The sequence below is a fragment of the Kluyvera sichuanensis genome (assembly GCF_040930405.1).
Lineage (GTDB): Bacteria > Pseudomonadota > Gammaproteobacteria > Enterobacterales > Enterobacteriaceae > Kluyvera > Kluyvera sichuanensis.
This window is the reverse complement of record NZ_CP162271.1, coordinates 4,227,363-4,244,535: the sequence shown is the minus strand read 5'-3', so window position 1 is coordinate 4,244,535 and position 17,173 is coordinate 4,227,363. Positions and strand designations below refer to the sequence as shown.

Here is a 17,173-nt window from a genome sequence, read left to right as displayed (position 1 = left end):
GTGTCTCAGATCTAAAAAAAGGATGCCTCTGATGATCAAGTTTAGCGCAACGCTTCTGGCGACGTTGATTGCTGCCAGCGTAAATGCCGCAACGGTGGATCTCCGCATTATGGAAACCACTGATTTGCACAGCAATATGATGGATTTTGATTACTACAAAGATACCGCCACCGAAAAATTCGGACTGGTGCGCACCGCGAGCCTGATTAACGCGGCTCGCGATGAAGTAAAAAACAGCGTACTGGTCGATAACGGTGACGTTATCCAGGGCAGCCCGATGGGCGATTACATGGCGGCCAAAGGGCTGAAACAGGGCGATGTTCACCCGGTTTATAAAGCCATGAACCTGCTCGATTACAGCGTCGGTAACCTCGGCAACCACGAATTCAACTACGGTCTGGATTACCTGCATAAAGCGCTGGCAGGGGCTAAATTCCCGTACGTTAACGCCAATATCATCGACGTTAAGACCAAAAAGCCGCTTTTTACACCATATCTGATTAAAGAAACTGAGGTGGTCGATAAAGACGGTCACAAGCAGACGCTGAAGATTGGCTATATCGGCTTTGTGCCGCCGCAGATCATGACCTGGGATAAAGCCAACCTGAGCGGCAAAGTGACGGTGAACGACATCACCGAAACCGCGCGTCAATACGTGCCCGAGATGCGCGCCAACGGCGCAGACGTGGTGGTGGTGATTGCCCACTCCGGCCTCTCCGCTGACCCGTATCAGGCGATGGCGGAGAACTCCGTCTATTACCTAAGCCAGGTGCCGGGCGTCGATGCCATTATGTTTGGCCACGCGCACGCGGTGTTCCCGAGCAAAGACTTCGCCAGCATCAAAGGGGCGGATATTGCCAAAGGCACGCTTAACGGCATTCCTGCGGTAATGCCGGGAATGTGGGGCGACCATCTGGGCGTGGTTGACCTGGTGCTGAACAACGACAGCGGCAAATGGCAGGTGACCTCCGCACAGGCGCAGGCACGCCCGATTTACGATGCGGCAGCGAAGAAATCGCTGGCGGCAGAAGACCACAAGTTGGTTGATGCGCTGAAGGCCGATCACGATGCCACCCGCGAGTTTGTCAGCAAGCCTATCGGCAAGTCTTCCGACAATATGTACAGCTACCTGTCGCTGGTGCAGGACGACCCGACCGTGCAGGTGGTGAACATGGCGCAAAAAGCCTACGTTGAGCACTTTATTCAGGGCGACCCAGATCTGGCAAAACTGCCGGTGCTCTCTGCTGCCGCGCCGTTCAAAGTCGGTGGACGTAAGAACGATCCGGCAAGCTACGTCGAAGTGGAAAAAGGCCAGCTTACCTTCCGTAATGCCGCCGACCTCTACCTCTACCCGAACACTCTGGTGGTGGTGAAAGCCAGCGGCAAAGAGGTGAAAGAGTGGCTGGAGTGCTCCGCCGGGCAGTTCAACCAGATTGACCCGCACAACAGCAAGCCGCAGTCGTTGATTAACTGGGACGGTTTCCGTACCTACAACTTCGACGTAATCGACGGTGTCGATTATCAGGTTGATGTGACCCAACCGGCACGCTACGACGGCGAATGCCAGAGCATCAACCCGACATCCGAGCGCATCAAGAACCTGACCTTTAACGGCAAGCCGATTGACCCGAACGCCACGTTCCTCGTCGCGACCAACAACTACCGCGCCTACGGCGGCAAGTTCGCCGGCACCGGCGACAGCCATATCGCTTTCGCTTCACCGGATGAAAACCGTTCGGTGCTGGCGGCGTGGATTAGCGAACAGTCGAAGAACCACGGGGAAATTCACCCGGCGGCGGACAACAACTGGCGCCTGGCCCCGATTCACAGCGACACCAAACTGGATATCCGCTTTGAAACCTCTCCGTCAGAAAAAGCGGCGGCGTTTATCAAAGAGAAAGCGCAGTATCCGATGAAGCAGGTAGCGACGGATGAGATTGGGTTTGCGATTTATCAGTTGGATTTGAGTAAGTAAGTCCTGCGCACTTCCCGGCGTCGCTGCGCTCGGCCGGGCTACGATGGCATGTAGCCCGGCCGAGGCGTTTACGCCGACGCCGGGATCTGCTGCGCCATCACCACCGGCAAATTCACCTCAATCCAATCCGCCAGTGCCGCCACCTTCTCACTCACCTCTTCACCCAGCGGCGTCAGGCTATACTCAACGTGCGGCGGCACCACCGGGTAGGAGATACGGTTGATAAAACCGTCCTGCTCGAGCGCCTGCAGCGACTGGGCGAGCATTTTTTCGCTCACTCCCCCCATCTTGCGACGCAGGTCGCTAAAGCGATGCGTGCCTTCGCGCAGCGCCACCAGAATCAGCACGCCCCAACGGCTGGTCACGTGTTTGAGCACGTCCCGTGATGGGCAGCTTTCGGCAAACAGATTGCCGTTACGCAACTTTTGCGTCAGCGTTGGATTTATTTCTTTCATACTTACCTTTTTGTACGTACTTACTAAAAGTTAGTTATGGTGATAGCTTACCACAACACCATACGAACACGAAGGAGAAGACCCATGATCGCCATTACCGGAGCCACCGGCCAGCTTGGCCAGCACGTCATTGCTAACCTGCTCAACACCACTGCCGCCAGCCAACTGGTTGCCGTCGTCCGCAACCCGGCGAAGGCCGAAGCGCTGAGCCAGAAAGGTATCGTCGTTCGTCAGGCCGATTACGGCGACGAAGCGGCGCTGACCAAAGCCCTTCAGGGCGTGGATAAGCTGCTGATTATCTCCTCCAGCGAAGTCGGCCAGCGCGCGCCGCAGCACCGCAATATCATCAACGCCGCCAAAGCGGCGGGCGTGAAGTTCATCGCCTACACCAGCCTGCTGCACGCCGATAAATCGCCGCTGGGCCTGCACGTTGAACACGTCGAAACCGAGAAAATGCTGGCCGACTCCGGCATTCCTTACGCGCTGCTGCGTAACGGCTGGTACACCGAAAACTATCTGGCGAGCGCACCCCCTGCGCTGGAGCACGGCGTGTTTATTGGCGCAGCCGGTGAAGGAAAAATCGCCTCGGCCACCCGTGAAGACTACGCCGCTGCCGCCGCGCGTGTTATCGCTGAAGAAGGTCACGCCGGGAAGGTATACGAACTGGCAGGGGACCACGGCTGGACGCTGAGTGAACTGGCCGCCGAACTGGCAAAACAGAGCGGTAAAAAAGTGGTGTATCAGAACCTGAGCCAGGCCGATTTCGCCGCCGCGCTCAAAAGCGTGGGCCTGCCTGCGGGTTTGGCTGACATGCTGGCGGACTCTGACGTTGGGGCCTCCAAAGGCGGCCTGTTCGACGACAGCCATACCCTGAGCAAACTGATTGGTCGCCCCACCACACCGCTTGCACAGAGCGTCAAAGGCATCCTGTAATCGTTAAAAATCGGTTAAATGTGGTAGCGCCCCCGCGGGCCATCTCTGATAATAAAAGAATGGTCCAGGGGGAAACATCACGTGCAAGGCGTACCAGAACAGTTCAGCGATGAGAAAGACAGCGCCCGCTTTCGCCATCTGGCGCAGGTGCCGGGCGTTGAGCTTTATCATGCCCATATCTCCCGCTACGCCTTTGAACCCCACACCCACGAAGCCTTTGGCATTGGCGTGATTGAAGCCGGTGCCGAGCGCTTTCGCTATCGCGGTACCCAGCACGTTGCGCCAATTCACTCGGTCGTCACCATGAACCCGGACGAACTGCACACCGGCGAGGCAGAAACCGCCGACGGCTGGCGCTACCGGATGATTTACCTCCAGCCCGATCTGCTTGAAGAGGTCACCGGCGTTCGCCACTGGTGGTTTGATGATGTCACCCGCCACGACCCGCAGCGCTCGCTGTTGATTGGCCGTCAGATCCACGCCCTCTGGCATACCGACGACCCGCTCGCGCAAAAAGGGCTGCTGCTGGATATGATCGACACCTTCCAGCCGCTGGCCTGTCATGCGCCGGTGCTGGCTGAAGGGGCGCACCGCTTTGCCCACGTGCGCGACTATCTCTACGACAACTACATGCACCCGATTACTCTCGACGAGCTGGCGAACGTCGCGGCGCTGAGCCCATGGCACTTCCAACGCCAGTTCAAAGCCCATTTCCACGTCACGCCGCACCAGATGCTGATGGCCGTACGTTTATGGCGCGCCAAAGAGTTTCTGACCCACGGCATGCCCGCCGCTGAGGTTGCCGCCGCAACCGGGCTGACCGATCAGTCGCACCTCACCCGCGCCTTTACCCAGCGCTACGGCATTACGCCGGTGCGCTACCAAAAACAGGTTGCCCGTCGCTAATCAGCAATCTCATACAATACGGCGCTGCTTTCCCCTCCTACACTTTTCAGCATGTTCAACAGAAGTGGAAATCATGATGATTAGCGGTGTGCTGTATGCCCTGTTAGCGGGTTTGATGTGGGGGCTTATTTTTGTCGGGCCGTTAATCGTGCCGGATTACCCGGCGGTATTGCAGTCAATGGGGCGCTATCTGGCGCTGGGGCTGATTGCCCTGCCGCTGGCATGGCTCGGCCGGGCGCGTCTGCGTCAGCTTACGCGCCAGGACTGGTGGACGGCGCTGGGGCTGACGATGGTCGGTAACCTTATCTATTACGTCTGTCTTGCCAGCGCCATTCAGCGCACCGGGGCGCCGGTTTCAACAATGATCATTGCTACCTTGCCGGTGGTGATCCCGATTTTCGCCAACCTGCTCTATAGTCAGCGCGACGGTAAGCTGTCGTGGATGCGGCTGATGCCCGCGCTGGTGCTGATTGGCATCGGCCTGCTGTGCGTGAATATCGCCGAGCTGCGTCAGGGGCTGCCGGATTTCAGCGGCTGGCGCTACGGCTCCGGGATTGTGCTGGCGAGCGTGTCGGTGGTGTGCTGGGCGTGGTATGCCCTGCGTAACGCCCGCTGGCTGCGGGAGAATCCGCACCAGCCGCCGCTGATGTGGGCCACCGCACAGGCGCTGGTGACGCTGCCGGTTTCCGTCGTCGGTTATGTCGCGGCCTGCCTGTGGCTGAACGCCCAGACGCCGGAGTTTGCGCTGCCTTTCGGCCCACGGCCAACGGTGTTTATTGGGTTGATGATTGCGATTGCCGTGCTCTGTTCGTGGGTGGGAGCGCTGTGCTGGAACGTGGCGAGCCAACGGCTGCCGACGGTGATCCTTGGGCCGTTGATTGTCTTTGAAACGCTGGCGGGGCTGCTGTACACCTTCCTGCTGCGCCAGGAAATGCCACCGATGCTAACGTTGAGCGGGATTGCGCTGCTGGTGATAGGCGTGGTGATTGCGGTGCGGTCAAAACCGCAGAAACCGGCGGTGGTGCCGGTCTCTGAGGTCTGAGGCTTAGAAGGTTTCCCAGTTCGCTTCGTTGAGCGGCGCAGCTTTCGCCGTTGGCACGAGGGCTTTTTTCATCGGCGCTTTCTGCATCGACTGCTGGCGGGAGATTTTAAAGACCGCCACCGTCTCATTCAGGCGCGCCGCCTGCTCTTCCAGCGCTGATGCGGCGCTGGCGGACTCTTCCACCAGCGAGGCGTTCTGCTGAGTAACGCGGTCCATCTCAGCAACGGCCTGGCCGACCTGGTCAATACCGCGGCTTTGCTCATCAGAGGCGGAAGCGATTTCACCCATGATGTCGCTGACGCGAGTGACGGCGTTGACGATCTCCGCCATCGTTTCACCCGCTTCGTGCACCAGCGCAGAGCCGGCGCTGACGCGGTTGCCCGAGTCATCAATCAGCCCTTTAATCTCTTTCGCGGCCTGCGCGCTGCGCTGCGCCAGCGTACGCACTTCACCGGCAACCACGGCAAAGCCGCGACCCTGCTCTCCAGCTCGCGCCGCTTCTACCGCCGCGTTCAGCGCCAGAATGTTGGTCTGGAAGGCAATGCCATCAATGACGTTGGTGATCTGGGCAATTTTGCTGGAGCTGGCGGCAATCTCGTCCATCGTACGCACCACGCCGTCGACGACGTTACCGCCCTTCTGCGCGGTTTCAGACGCGTTCTGCGCCAGCTGGGTGGCCTGACGCGCGTTATCGGCGTTCTGCTTCACCGTCGCGGTCAGTTGTTCCATGCTGGCAGCGGTCTGTTCCAGCGAGGCCGCCTGCTGTTCGGTACGGGAAGAGAGATCGTTACTGCCAGCAGAGATTTCACCTGCGCCGGTGTAAATGGTGTCAGCGCCTTCACGCACTACGCCGACGGTCTTCGCCAGCGACTGCTGCATGTCGTTGACGTTACGCGCCAGCAGCGCCATTTCGTTGCTGCCTTCGGTATTAATATCGTTGGTCAGGTCGCCTTCGGCAATGTGACGAATGTGATCCATCACTTTATGCAGCGGCTTGAGCAGCACGCGCTGCATCGCCACCCAGCTCACCACAATAACCGCCAGCGCCACTGCCAGCATGACCCCAAGGCTCCACAAAATCCGCACGTAGTCGCTCTCATTTTGTTTCACCCCGGCGCTGGTCAGCGTTGCCTGCGCCGCACGCCAGTCCTGATACACCGCCTGCATCGCCTGCTGTTTTTGCTCAGCGTTTTGCTTGAACATCTCTTCCAGCTTACCTTCCGCCAGCAGTTCATTCATGCGGGCGAGCGTTGCGGAGTAGATGCCGTACTGTTTCTCAAGGCTGTCTGACAGGTGGCCGTCCATGCCCGGTGTTTCCGGTAAAGCGTAATAGGTGTCGTAATGACGTTTCGCATCGGCCAGCAAATTGTTGGCCGTATCCACCAGCGTTTTCAGTTCGCCGCCGTTAACGCTGCTCGCCATGGTACCCTGCAGACGCAGCATGCCGCGGTTAAGGGTCACGCGCGCCTGGTTGAGGCTAATCCATGCATCGGTAAACTCCGCCACGTTCTGGCTGGAGAGCTGTGAGACGGTAAAATTCTGCTTGTCGTTATTCAGCGCGCGTACAAACACGCCCGCCGAAATCAGCTGCATCGCGCCCAGCGCGACCAGTACGACAATCAGGACGGTAATCACTTTTATTCTTTTAAACATCTTTTGCCTTTAAGTGCAGGTGGTCTGAAGTCTCACTATCGGCAGCGCCACGCGCTTGTTTAATCGATTCAGGTCTTACCAGAACCATTCTTAATAAGATTCAGCACGTTAAAGCGTAATAATTTTTTGTGACAGCTATCACTTATTTCCACTCCCTACAAAGGGGTATATCTTCGACTTAAAGATGCATTTAAAATGCATCTTATATTATTGATGACGAGGTAACTGCAATGGCCTTTCGCGACCAACCATTAGGCGAGCTGGCGCTCTCCATCCCACGCGCATCCGCGCTGTTCCGTAAATACGATATGGATTACTGCTGCGGCGGTAAGCAGACGCTGGCCCGTGCGGCGGACCGCAAAGAGCTCGACGTTGCCGTGATTGAAGCTGAGCTGGCGAAACTGGCCGAGCAGCCGGTGGAAAACGATTGGCGCGTAGCACCGCTGGCCGAAATCATCGACCACATCATCGTGCGTTACCACGACCGTCACCGCGAACAGCTGCCAGAGCTGATTCTGCAAGCCACCAAAGTCGAACGTGTGCACGCCGACAAACCGAACGTGCCAAAAGGCCTGGCGAAATACCTGACCATGCTGCATCAGGAGCTTTCCAGCCACATGATGAAAGAGGAGCAGATTCTGTTCCCGATGATCAAACAAGGCATGGGCAGCCAGGCGATGGGGCCAATCAGCGTGATGGAAAGCGAGCATGACGAGGCAGGTGAACTGCTGGAAGTGATCAAGCACACCACCCAGAACGTCACTATTCCACCGGAAGCCTGCACCACCTGGAAAGCGATGTACAACGGCATCAACGAGATGATCGATGACCTGATGGAGCACATCAGCCTCGAGAATAACGTGCTGTTCCCACGCGCGCTCAAAGGCGAATAAGATGACTACGCGCCTCCCCTTGCGGGAGGCGTTTTCTATTACAGCAGCCCTTTCTGGCGGAAGGTTTCCCGCGTCGCCACGTTAAGGTCCATACTGGCCAGCGCTTCGGGTTTCACCCACGCGACCGCCTGAAACTCCTCGTTGAAAGTAATATCCCGGTTGGCGCTCACGCAGTCGAAGATGAGATAAATCATGTAGATCTGCTCGGTCGTTCCATCGGCGTAGGTTTTTACCCGCACGTCATCACGGAAGGTCCACGGCTTCACCTCAGTAATCTCCAGCGCCTCTCCCAGCTCTTCACCAATCTCGCGTCTCAGCGCGTCTTCCATGGTTTCGCCTGGCTCCATACCACCGCCGGAAATCGCCCACTGCCCGGGGAAAACGCCACGGTCATCGGCCATTTTGCACAGCAGGTATTCGCCCTCGTTTTGAATCACCGGGCAGACAATCGTTCTCTGACGCATTTCATCTCCATACGCTTTTCGTTTGTGGCGGGGAAAGTAGCACGTTAAGAAAAGGGGGACTACGAGGCGGGGCTCAAAAACAAAGAAAGCGCCACGATGGGCGCTTTGTGTTGCTTCCCCCTCACCCTCTCCCCTTTGGGGAGAGGGTGAGGGGCGAAATTCGCTTACTTAGCCAGCTTGTTCTTACGCAGGAACATCCAACCCAGCCCCAGCACGATGAACCAGATTGGCGTCACCATCAGCGCTTCACGGGTGTCCGCTTCCAGGGTCAGCAGTACCAGAACGAAGGCGAAGAACGCCATGCAGACCCAGCACATCACTTTGCCCAGCGGCATTTTGTAGATGGATTTTTCATGCAGGTGTGGACGCTGCTTACGGTATACCAGGTAAGAGCACAGGATAATCGTCCAGACGAACATAAACAGAATCGCCGACACGGTAGTGATCATGGTGAAGGCCGCAATCACGCTTGGGTTCACCATCAGCATCACCACGCCGCCCAGCAGGCAGATACAGGAGAAGGTCAGCCCTTTTGCCGGTACCGCACGCTTAGAGAGCTTGGCGAACAGGCTTGGTGCCACGCCGTCCTGCGCCAGGCCGAACAGCATACGGCTGGTAGAGAACACGCCGCTGTTGGCGGAAGAGGTCGCAGAGGTCAGCACCACGAAGTTGATGATGCTCGCCGCCGCCGGCAGGCCGACCAGCATGAACAGCTCAACGAACGGGCTCTTGTTTGGTACAACCGAGCTCCACGGGGTCACGGACATAATTACAATCAGCGCAAACACGTAGAACATGATGATACGGATTGGAATGGAGTTAATCGCGCGTGGCAGAGATTTCTCAGGATCTTTGGTTTCTGCCGCGGTGGTACCGACCAGTTCAATCCCCACGAAGGCGAAGACGGCTATCTGGAAGCCCGCAAAGAAGCCGCTGATGCCTTTCGGGAACCAGCCACCGTCGTTCCACAGGTGAGCGAACGACGCTTCTACGCCGGTCGGTGATTTGAAGTGCATCAGCACCATCACCAGGCCGACGATAATCAGCGCCACGATGGCGACGATTTTGATCATCGCAAACCAGAATTCCATCTCACCGAACATCTTCACGGTGGCGAGGTTCAGGCTCAGCAGCAGGACTACCACCGCCAGCGAGGCCACCCAGTCAGAGAGTCCGGGGAACCAGAACTGCGCGTAGGCGGTGATGGCGACGACGTCCGCCATCCCGGTCACCACCCAGCAGAACCAGTAGGTCCAGCCGGTAAAATACCCAGCCCATGGGCCAAGCAGGTCAGCGGCAAAGTCGCTGAACGATTTGTACTCAAGGTTGGAGAGCAGCAGCTCGCCCATCGCACGCATCACGAAGAAAAGCATAAAACCGATGATCATATAAACGAAGATGATCGATGGCCCAGCGAGACTGATAGTTTTGCCCGATCCCATAAACAGCCCGGTACCAATGGCGCCGCCGATGGCAATAAGCTGAATATGTCGGTTTGTGAGGTTTCGCCGTAGCGATTGTTCAGCCGGCTCCTGCTCAGCGGCAGCAGCGACTTTGATCTGATCAACCATGTGATTTTCTTCCTGTTGTTTCTGTCTGTGTTGTGCGGGCTCTACTGGCCCTTATGTCGTCATGCAAGACGATCCTATCTATAGGATGTCTCGATATTAGGTAAGAATCGGAGGGATGAATACTATGATTTAAATATAATGTTAATTTTATGTTTAAAGTGAGTGTTATATCACCTCACCTATGGGAAACAGCTCACAAAAATACACGCAATTGCTGTATTTGCAAGATTAAATCCCAACATATATCTAACTTCAGGAGTTTGTATCCCCTCCCCGGACGGAGAGAGGATAAGTGCGAGGATTACAGGATTTCCAGTAACTCGACTTCGAAGACCAGGGTGCTGAACGGAGGGATGGAAGCACCTGCGCCGCGCTCGCCGTAGGCCAGGTTATGAGGGATAGTCAGTTCCCACTTAGAGCCAACCGGCATCAGGGTCAGCGCTTCAATCCAGCCAGCGATAACGCCGTTAACCGGGAATTCAGCTGGCTCGCCGCGCGCGACGGAGCTGTCGAATACGGTGCCGTCAATCAGCTTACCGGTGTAGTGCACGCGAACGTGATCGGTACGCGCTGGGATTGCGCCTTCGCCCTGGGTCAGAACGCGGAACTGCAGGCCGGATTCGGTGCTGTTGACGCCTTCTTTCTCACGGTTTTCTTCCAGATATTTCACGCCGTCTTCGGCCATCGCCGCAAAACGTTCACGACGCACGGCATCAGCACGTTCGTGGATTTCACGCAGCGCACGATGAACAACGTCTACCGGCACGGCAGGCTGTTTGCCTTCCAGCGCATCAGCGATACCGGCAACCAGTGCTTCCGGCAGTAAACCCTGCAAACCGGACTCGCTCAGCTGCTGCCCTACCTGCAGGCCGATACCGTAGCTTGCCTGTGCTTCAATAGTGTCAAAAGTCGGGGTGGCCATCGTCTTTCCTTTCTTCGGGTATAAAGTAGCGGGCAGCATAGCAGCCACGCCGCACAGGGTAAAACTTTGTGTCAGGAAAGATGACAAATTCCCGGGAAAAAGAAACCATTCAGATGCCCTATAGGATATGATGAAAATGCGCTTTGCCACGTTCATCAGGCAGTTAGCCATCTATACTGGATAGCATCGACACGGAGCAGGAGGAGAGCCATGCCCGGGAGATTTGAAATAAAACCTTTGCTGGTGAAAATCTGGCACGCGCCGGACGATCTTCGCATCCTGGACCCGCTGCCGCCTGCCCACCGTCGCGGCGTGATTGTTGCTGCACTGGCTATTATTGTCGGCTTCCTGCTGCCTTCCGCTGACGACAGCCCACCGGCGCAGGTCACGCGTTCCGCTCAGCTGGATTTCCAGTCGCAGTCGCAAACGCCGCAGCCAGACGCCCAGCCGCTTCACGCCCAGTTGGTGACACCATCTAACGATCTCGATCAGGTTGCCCCTGTCGCGCCGGAACCGGTGCAGGAAGAGCAGCCGAGCGAACAGCAGGCTGCGCCGTCGCGCACTCAGCCGTATCAGGAGAGCCGCAGCAGCAACGAATGGCATACCTATCAGGTAGAGGCCGGGAAAACGCTGGCACAGCTGTTCCGTGACAACAATCTGCCGCCAACGGACGTATATGCCATGGCGCAGGTCGAAGGTACGGGTAAACCGCTTAGCAATTTAAAGAATGGTCAGAAGGTACAGATTCGTAAGAACGCCAACGGCGTGGTAACCGGGTTAACCATTGAGTCCGACAACGGTCAGGTGCTGTTTACCCGCCAGCCGGACGGCAGCTTTATTCGCGCGCGTTAACACATCTTGATCGCGACGCCGAGTCTCCCCGGCGTCGCTTCGCCCGGCCGGGCTACTTTTTAACTTTATTGACCCACCAAATCCCCGAACAGACCAGCACCAGCGCCAGCGCGTATTTCCACTCGAGAATATTTTCCCCGAGGAAAATCGCCGACAGCACCGAGCCCGATACCGGGATCAGGAAGTTAAACGGCGCAATCATTCCCACGCGATTGTACTTGAGCAGAATGCTCCACAGCGCAAAGGCGACCGACGAGAGCAGCGTCAGATAGCCAAGAATCGCCACCGATGAGAAACCGTGGAAGGTCAGCGTGCCGCCGCTCAGATAGCCGCCGACCACCAGCGCCAGACCGCCCAACGCCAGCTGGTAGCCGGTCATCACCGTCGGGTCGACCGTTTGGGAGATGCGTTTTCCGTACAGCGATGCTGCCGACAGGATAAACGCCGCCAGCACCACCGAGCCATCGCCCAGGCTAAAGTTGAAGTCCAGCAGCCCGCTATTGAAGTTCACCGCCATCACCCCGGCAAAGCCGAGAATACAGCCCAGCGTCTTGTTATAGCTCAGTCGGTCGTTCTGGTAGATAAAGTGCGCCAGCAGCACGCTAAAGAAGGTGCCGGTAGCGTTCATGATTGACCCTTTCACCCCGGTGGTGAAGGCAAGGCCAATGTAGAAGAAGATGTACTGGAGTGAAGTCTGCGTCAGCCCTAGCAGGGTCAGCTGACCGAACTGCCGTGCGCTCAGGCGCGCCACCGGCTTGCGCTGCGCCATCGCCAGCAGAAGCAGTATCAGCCCGGCAAACAGGAAACGGTAGCCGGCAAAGACGATTTTAGTCGGGATATCATCGGCGGCGATCTGAAACAGCTCATACCCGCTCTTAATCGCCGGGTAGGCGCTTCCCCATAGCAGACAGCAGAATGCGGCACAGAGATAGACGATGTTTTTACGGGAAAACAGAGAATGCTGGCGCAGAGTTTCCATTCTTTCACCAAAAATTAAAATATTGTTTTAATTTTTTGATTATCGCGAAAAGGATGAAAGATAGCCAGTCGAAAAGTGGGGAGGTCTAAAAAGCAAAACGCCGGCACAAGGCCGGCGGTTTGTTGTTACCAAAACGTGGGTTGCTGATTAAGCAGCAACAACGTTGATGATAACTTTAGCGAATACTTCGCTGTGAACCTGGAAGTCCACTTCGTGCTCGCCAACAGTACGCAGAACGCCGTTCGGCAGACGAACTTCGCTCTTCGCAACTTTAACGCCAGCTGCAGTAACTGCATCAGCGATGTCGCGAGTACCGATGGAACCGAACAGTTTACCTTCGTCGCCTGCTTTAGACGCGATGGTTACTGATTCCAGTGCTACGATCTGTGCAGCACGAGCTTCTGCAGCGCCCAGAACGTCAGCCAGTTTGGCTTCCAGTTCTGCACGACGTGCTTCGAAGAATTCAACGTTTTTCTTGGTAGCAGGAACAGCTTTGCCCTGTGGTACCAGGAAGTTACGAGCGTAGCCCGCTTTAACGTTAACTTGATCACCCAGGGTGCCCAGGTTTGCTACTTTATCAAGCAGAATAACTTGCATTACCTTATCCTCTTAAAGTCGTTAATAGACGGCGGCCGATTACTGATGACGATCGGTATACGGCAGCAGGGACAGGTAGCGAGCACGCTTGATGCAGCGAGCCAGCTGACGCTGGTATTTTGCACGAGTACCGGTGATACGGCTCGGGACAATTTTACCGCTTTCGGTAATGTAGTTTTTCAACGTTGCGATGTCTTTGTAATCGATCTCAACAACGCCTTCCGCGGTGAAACGGCAGAACTTGCGACGACGGAAATAACGTGCCATATGGCTAGTCTCCAGAATCTATCAATTCAATCTGCTCGGCATGCAGAACCATTTTGCTCAGGCCATTCTTTGCTTTGTGGCAACAGATAAAACCCTGAACGGTGACTGCACTACCGACCGTTATACTGTGAGTAATGGCCTGGTTTTCGTGTCCGCTAATAATAACGGGCATTTGGCACCACGCCTGCCGGTGAAAACCGGCTTCCTCCTGCACAGAACGATGCTCAAGCACGAACTGGCAATGAGGAATTCCTGATGGGCTGACCTTGCGAAGCGGTGTTCTGCACACTGTGCCGGATAACACCAGACGATTGGTCATCAGAAATTACTCTTCAGAATCCCCAGCTTCAGCATCATCTGAGGTTTCGTTTGCGAAATCATCGCGACGTTCACGACGCTCGTCTTTCGCTTTAACCATCGGAGACGCTTCGGTAACAGCGTGCTTAGTACGCATAACCATGCTGCGGATAACGGCATCGTTGAAGCGGAAGTTAGTTTCCAGCTCATCGATCACTTCCTGCGGCGCTTCAACGTTCAGCAGAACGTAGTGAGCTTTGTGCAGTTTGTTGATCGGGTAAGCCAGCTGACGGCGGCCCCAGTCTTCCAGACGGTGGATCGTGCCTTCTGCTGCAGTGATTGCACCAGTGTAGCGCTCGATCATACCCGGAACCTGTTCGCTCTGGTCAGGATGGACCATAAAAACGATTTCGTAATGACGCATCGAATTGCTCCTTACGGATTATTCAGCCTCCTGTCTGGGTCAGCCGAGGCCCATGGAGGCAAGGAACGTGTTAAAGGTCGGCTGAAAAATGACGCGTAATAATACTTGCCAGCCCCGGGAAACTCAAGCTGATTGCGCAAAAAATTCACACAAAACGCAAAGTCGACCTAAGTCAGTGATTTAAAATTAAACAGCCCCGAATGCGGCAATTTTTTGAACAACAGCATCAGAAAAGGTCGCCATACACCTGCCAAAGACCGATTACAATTAAGTCAGTAGTCAACCACAGCAAGAGGAGAGCCCCCGCGTTAGCGCCAGGACTGTCAGTAAGGAGTCGAGTATGAAATCTATCGTCATTGCCGCAATGGCTGTGTTACTGGCAAGCGCCAGCGCACAGGCTGCCATTAAGATCGATGGCCATCAGGCACGTAACATGGACGATGTTCAGAGCCTGGGGGTTATCTATATCAACCATAATATCGCCACTGAGCAAGAGGCCGACCAGGCGCTCAGTCAGGAGAGCGATGCTCAGGGGGCGAAATATTTTCAGCCCATCCTGATACATGAGCCCGGAAGCAACGGTTTGATCCACGCGAGCGCTGCGCTGTATCGCTAATCCCGTGCTTCGTTCTTCGCCCCCGCACTGAGGGCGAAGAACGCCTGCCGTAAAAAGGCCCCGGAATCAGACCAGTAACATCCCGAAGGCGTACAAATCCCGGAGCACAATTTTTAGGTTAACGATCACTGCCCGTAATACGCGTTCGGGCCATGCTTACGCATAAAGTGTTTGTTCATCAGGTAGCGGTCGATCGGGCTAAGCGCCGGGTTGATACCGCGCGCAATCCACGCCATTCTTGCCACCTCTTCCATCACCACCGCGTTATGCACCGCGTCGTGCGCGTCTTTCCCCCAGGCAAACGGGCCATGCTGATACACCACCATTCCCGGCGTATGTAATGGCTCAACGTCACCCAGCGTCTCGATGATCACCTTGCCGGTGTTCAGCTCATATTCGCCCTGCACTTCGGCTTCGGTTAACGCCCGAGTACAGGGAATATCGCCAAAGAAATAGTCCGCATGGGTCGTGCCGAGTGCAGGAATGGCCAGCCCGGCCTGCGCCCACGCGGTCGCATGCGTAGAATGGGTATGCACTACGCCGCCAAGAGACGGGTAGCGGCGATACATGGCCAGGTGCGTTGCGGTGTCGGAAGAAGGGCGATAGTGCCCTTCAACCACGTTGCCGTCCATATCCACAACGACCATGTCATCCACGGTCATGGTCTCATACGCCACCCCGCTGGGCTTAATCACCACCCGGCCGCGTTCACGGTCGATAGCGCTGACGTTGCCCCAGGTAAAGGTCACCAGACCATAGCGCGGCAAATCCATATTGGCATCAAACACCTGCTGTTTTAGCTTTTGCATTATGCCGCCTCCACCAGCCCGGCGCGGGCCATTTTGGCCTTCACCCAATCGCGCGCTTTTGCCACTTCACCCGCCGGGTCGTCCGAGGTTTCACTCCACATCTCAATCAGATACGGGCCGCAGTAGCCGCTCTCGCGCAGCGTTTCAAAACAACGTTCAAAATCGACAACGCCTTCACCAAAGGGAACGTTTTTAAAGACGCCGGGTTTGGTGTCTTTCACGTGCACGGCGACGATATGCCCTATCCCGGCCTGCAGTTCCATCTGCACGTCGTTATCCCACGCCGACAGGTTGCCGATGTCCGGGTAAAGCTGGAACCACGGGTTATTCAGGTAGTGCGCATAACCGAGCGCCTTACTGATGGAGTTCATCAGTGGGTAATCCATGATCTCCATCGCCAGCGTGACCTGCGCGCGGCTGGCCATTTCAACGCTCTCCTTCAGGCCGTCGCGAAAACGCCGACGCGTTTCGTCATTCGCCTGTTGGTAATAGACGTCGTATCCCGCCAGTTGAATCACCCGGATACCGATATCCTGCGCGAAGCGGATAGCTTTACGCATAATCTCCAGCCCCTGGTTGCGAACGTCATCATCTTCACAGCCCAGTGGGAAGCGACGATGGGCGCTCAGGCACATCGACGGCACCCGCACGCCAGTTTCCGCAATTGCGCTTACCAATGCCAGGCGCTGCTCGCGGCTCCAGTCGAGGCGCGACAGGCGCTCGTCGGTTTCATCCACCGACATTTCAACGAAATCAAAGCCCAGCGCTTTTGCCAGACGCAGGCGCTCCAGCCAGCACTCCCCGGCAGGGAGCGCTTTTTCATAGATGCCAAGCGGTGTCTGTTTCGACAACATAGGCCGCTCCTTAGCCCCAAAGCTGCGCAATAGAACGCTTGAACTGACGCGCAGCTTCTACTGGAGACGCCGCGTCACGAATGCTACGACCGGCAATAAAGACGTGAATAGGAATACCCGCGAACAGCGGCAGGTCTTCTAGCGCCAGCCCCCCGGTGACGGTCACTTTAAAGCCCATCTCTGCCAGACGTTTGATGGCGCTGATATCCGCCTCGCCCCACGCCACGCCCGCTGCCTGCGCGTCGCGACTGCGGTGATAGACTACCTGCTGAATGCCCGCATCACGCCACTCTCTGGCCTGCTCCCAGGTCCAGTAGCCGGTCAGTTCAATCTGCACGTCGCCGTTAAACTCTTTTGCCACGTCCAGCGCGCCCTTGGCGGTGTTGATATCCGCACAGCAGATCACGGTGACCCAGTCAGCATTAGCTTCAAAACACATACGGGAGAGGATTTTGCCCGCGTCGGCAATTTTGGCATCGGCCAGCACGATTTTATGCGGGTACAGCGCCTTAAGGTCGCGCACCGCGCGCACCCCTTCGCCAACGCAAAGAATGGTGCCGACTTCAATGATATCAACCTCTTCCGCAATCAGGCGGGTGGTTTCGTAGGCGTGGGACAGCGTCTGGTTATCCAGCGCAACCTGCAACATCGGTAATGACATATT

General features: G+C 56.4%; 20 protein-coding genes. 7 read left to right on the top strand and 13 right to left on the bottom strand.

Going from position 1 to position 17,173, the window contains the following annotated elements; all coding sequences use genetic code 11:
* The first annotated feature begins 31 nt into the window (after window positions 1-31).
* Window positions 32-1,975, top strand: coding sequence for a bifunctional 2',3'-cyclic-nucleotide 2'-phosphodiesterase/3'-nucleotidase (locus AB2B48_RS20350; RefSeq protein WP_368300005.1), 1,944 nt, complete (start codon window positions 32-34; stop codon window positions 1,973-1,975).
* 68 nt (window positions 1,976-2,043) lie between these two features.
* Here the strand turns inward: AB2B48_RS20350 and AB2B48_RS20345 are convergent, their stop codons facing one another.
* Window positions 2,044-2,430, bottom strand: coding sequence for a winged helix-turn-helix transcriptional regulator (locus tag AB2B48_RS20345; protein ID WP_220439632.1), 387 nt, complete (start codon window positions 2,428-2,430; stop codon window positions 2,044-2,046).
* An 84-nt stretch (window positions 2,431-2,514) separates the two neighbouring features.
* Here AB2B48_RS20345 and AB2B48_RS20340 point away from each other — a divergent pair, with 84 nt between their 5' ends.
* The 3 genes from AB2B48_RS20340 (at window position 2,515) to AB2B48_RS20330 (ending at window position 5,311) form a co-directional block, all read left to right on the top strand.
* Entirely contained in the window at window positions 2,515-3,363 is an 849-nt protein-coding gene (locus AB2B48_RS20340) for an SDR family oxidoreductase (RefSeq protein WP_220439633.1), read from the top strand.
* An 81-nt stretch (window positions 3,364-3,444) separates the two neighbouring features.
* The gene (locus AB2B48_RS20335; protein WP_368300004.1) at window positions 3,445-4,269 is read left to right on the top strand and encodes an AraC family transcriptional regulator; all 825 of its coding nucleotides are present in this window, start codon (window positions 3,445-3,447) and stop codon (window positions 4,267-4,269) included.
* A 76-nt stretch (window positions 4,270-4,345) separates the two neighbouring features.
* Window positions 4,346-5,311, top strand: coding sequence for a DMT family transporter (locus AB2B48_RS20330; RefSeq protein ID WP_368301988.1), 966 nt, complete (start codon window positions 4,346-4,348; stop codon window positions 5,309-5,311).
* 3 nt (window positions 5,312-5,314) lie between these two features.
* On the opposite strand, the gene AB2B48_RS20325 is transcribed toward AB2B48_RS20330, so the two are convergent.
* Entirely contained in the window at window positions 5,315-6,964 is a 1,650-nt protein-coding gene (locus AB2B48_RS20325) for a methyl-accepting chemotaxis protein (RefSeq protein ID WP_368300003.1), read from the bottom strand.
* A gap of 230 nt (window positions 6,965-7,194) precedes the next feature.
* Between AB2B48_RS20325 and ytfE the strand changes: the two genes are divergently transcribed.
* Window positions 7,195-7,857 (top strand): iron-sulfur cluster repair protein YtfE, encoded by a 663-nt coding sequence (ytfE, locus tag AB2B48_RS20320; protein ID WP_368300002.1) that lies wholly within the window; start codon window positions 7,195-7,197, stop codon window positions 7,855-7,857.
* 38 nt (window positions 7,858-7,895) lie between these two features.
* Here ytfE and nudI read toward each other — a convergent pair whose 3' ends face one another.
* The 3 genes from nudI to fklB form a co-directional block, all read right to left on the bottom strand.
* Window positions 7,896-8,321 carry a nucleoside triphosphatase NudI gene (gene nudI, locus AB2B48_RS20315; RefSeq protein ID WP_368300001.1) on the bottom strand — a complete coding sequence of 142 codons (426 nt, stop codon included), beginning with the start codon at window positions 8,319-8,321 and terminating at the stop codon, window positions 7,896-7,898.
* A gap of 164 nt (window positions 8,322-8,485) precedes the next feature.
* Window positions 8,486-9,892, bottom strand: a complete 1,407-nt coding sequence (gene cycA / locus AB2B48_RS20310; RefSeq protein ID WP_185669115.1) for a D-serine/D-alanine/glycine transporter — start codon at window positions 9,890-9,892, stop codon at window positions 8,486-8,488.
* Window positions 9,893-10,193: 301 nt separating this feature from the next.
* Window positions 10,194-10,814 carry an FKBP-type peptidyl-prolyl cis-trans isomerase gene (fklB, locus tag AB2B48_RS20305; RefSeq protein WP_220439636.1) on the bottom strand — a complete coding sequence of 207 codons (621 nt, stop codon included), beginning with the start codon at window positions 10,812-10,814 and terminating at the stop codon, window positions 10,194-10,196.
* Between the two features lie 210 nt (window positions 10,815-11,024).
* Between fklB and AB2B48_RS20300 the strand changes: the two genes are divergently transcribed.
* The gene (locus AB2B48_RS20300; RefSeq protein ID WP_185669114.1) at window positions 11,025-11,666 is read left to right on the top strand and encodes a LysM-like peptidoglycan-binding domain-containing protein; all 642 of its coding nucleotides are present in this window, start codon (window positions 11,025-11,027) and stop codon (window positions 11,664-11,666) included.
* 52 nt (window positions 11,667-11,718) lie between these two features.
* Here AB2B48_RS20300 and AB2B48_RS20295 read toward each other — a convergent pair whose 3' ends face one another.
* From AB2B48_RS20295 to rpsF, 5 genes are all read right to left on the bottom strand, one after another.
* Window positions 11,719-12,645, bottom strand: a complete 927-nt coding sequence (locus AB2B48_RS20295; protein WP_368299998.1) for a DMT family transporter — start codon at window positions 12,643-12,645, stop codon at window positions 11,719-11,721.
* Window positions 12,646-12,792: 147 nt separating this feature from the next.
* Entirely contained in the window at window positions 12,793-13,242 is a 450-nt protein-coding gene (gene rplI, locus AB2B48_RS20290; protein WP_035893274.1) for a 50S ribosomal protein L9, read from the bottom strand.
* Window positions 13,243-13,281: 39 nt separating this feature from the next.
* Entirely contained in the window at window positions 13,282-13,509 is a 228-nt protein-coding gene (rpsR, locus tag AB2B48_RS20285) for a 30S ribosomal protein S18 (protein WP_002210155.1), read from the bottom strand.
* 4 nt (window positions 13,510-13,513) lie between these two features.
* Window positions 13,514-13,828 (bottom strand): primosomal replication protein N, encoded by a 315-nt coding sequence (gene priB, locus AB2B48_RS20280; protein WP_062776065.1) that lies wholly within the window; start codon window positions 13,826-13,828, stop codon window positions 13,514-13,516.
* A 6-nt stretch (window positions 13,829-13,834) separates the two neighbouring features.
* On the bottom strand, window positions 13,835-14,230 hold the full coding sequence (rpsF, locus tag AB2B48_RS20275; RefSeq protein WP_035893279.1) for a 30S ribosomal protein S6: 396 nt from the start codon (window positions 14,228-14,230) through the stop codon (window positions 13,835-13,837).
* Between the two features lie 340 nt (window positions 14,231-14,570).
* Between rpsF and AB2B48_RS20270 the strand changes: the two genes are divergently transcribed.
* Complete coding sequence (locus AB2B48_RS20270; RefSeq protein WP_185669112.1) at window positions 14,571-14,846, top strand: DUF1471 domain-containing protein; 276 nt, start codon at window positions 14,571-14,573, stop codon at window positions 14,844-14,846.
* Between the two features lie 125 nt (window positions 14,847-14,971).
* Here the strand turns inward: AB2B48_RS20270 and AB2B48_RS20265 are convergent, their stop codons facing one another.
* The 3 genes from AB2B48_RS20265 to ulaD are packed head-to-tail and all read right to left on the bottom strand — an operon-like array spanning window position 14,972 to window position 17,170.
* Window positions 14,972-15,655 (bottom strand): L-ribulose-5-phosphate 4-epimerase, encoded by a 684-nt coding sequence (locus AB2B48_RS20265; RefSeq protein WP_368299996.1) that lies wholly within the window; start codon window positions 15,653-15,655, stop codon window positions 14,972-14,974.
* A complete protein-coding gene (locus AB2B48_RS20260) occupies window positions 15,655-16,509 on the bottom strand; it encodes an L-ribulose-5-phosphate 3-epimerase (protein ID WP_368299995.1) in 855 nt (284 codons plus the stop codon). Before AB2B48_RS20260 ends, AB2B48_RS20265 begins: the two co-directional genes overlap by 1 nt.
* Before the next feature lie 10 nt (window positions 16,510-16,519).
* Complete coding sequence (gene ulaD / locus AB2B48_RS20255; RefSeq protein ID WP_333012827.1) at window positions 16,520-17,170, bottom strand: 3-keto-L-gulonate-6-phosphate decarboxylase UlaD; 651 nt, start codon at window positions 17,168-17,170, stop codon at window positions 16,520-16,522.
* Between the last annotated feature and the right edge of the window lie 3 nt (window positions 17,171-17,173).